This window comes from Synechococcus sp. H55.10 (assembly GCF_047502715.1).
Taxonomy (GTDB): domain Bacteria; phylum Cyanobacteriota; class Cyanobacteriia; order Thermostichales; family Thermostichaceae; genus Thermostichus.
This window is the reverse complement of record NZ_JANSJJ010000147.1, coordinates 1-738: the sequence shown is the minus strand read 5'-3', so window position 1 is coordinate 738 and position 738 is coordinate 1. Positions and strand designations below refer to the sequence as shown.

Sequence of the window (738 nt, the reverse complement as noted above, 5' to 3'; positions counted from 1 at the left end):
CCATCCTACATCTAGTCCGGGCGCGTGGGCGCGGATTTGTGTAAAACACACAGGCACACCCGAACACAAAACCCAGCAAATACTCGTAGCCGGATAAGACAAACACGACGCCAGACCGCCTCCGGTGCTCAACATTTAGATACGTTTTCAGTATAGAGCCAGTCTGGAGCCTCCTGGCGCTGCCCAATCTTTAGTTCTGCTGATGGTCTCGATTGCAGGAGTGGCGTTTCTCCAGCCAACCCCACACCCCGCTCAGCAGGGCTCCAGCCATAAGGATCCCCAGCGCTGGCTGGAACAGAGGCAACCACAGCCGCAGCCAAAGTTTGTAGCCCAGCGGGATCCCAATGAAAGCTCCCGTTACCGAGAAGACAAACCAGACAAAGCCGGCAAACACCAGAAAGACTAGGGCAATGAGAAAATGATCCAGCCAGCGCTTCCAGTCTGAGACGGTCATAGGGATCAAGCCAGAACAAGTTGAGCCTCTCAGATCCTACTACTGGAAACTCTGCCCTCTTCCCTCCAACTCAGCATAAACACTATCCCCCACCTCTCACGGGGGTTGACTTGTCAATATATAGTGGTAGAAATTTAGTTGTACACAACCTGTAGTGTTAAGCCGATGTCCACCTCCTCTGATTCCTCCTTTGCTGCCCGTTTGCGACAGGTGATCGGCAATGAGGCCATTTATGCGTTTGGGCGACGGGCCGGCATTAGCGATACAGCCTTGCGCAGTTACCT

1 protein-coding gene is annotated in these 738 nt (G+C 53.5%); it reads right to left on the bottom strand.

What is annotated here, in order from left to right; genetic code table 11:
* Positions 1-190: 190 nt before the first annotated feature.
* On the bottom strand, positions 191-454 hold the full coding sequence (locus NW858_RS09415; RefSeq protein ID WP_414364838.1) for a hypothetical protein: 264 nt from the start codon (positions 452-454) through the stop codon (positions 191-193).
* Positions 455-738 lie beyond the last annotated feature (284 nt).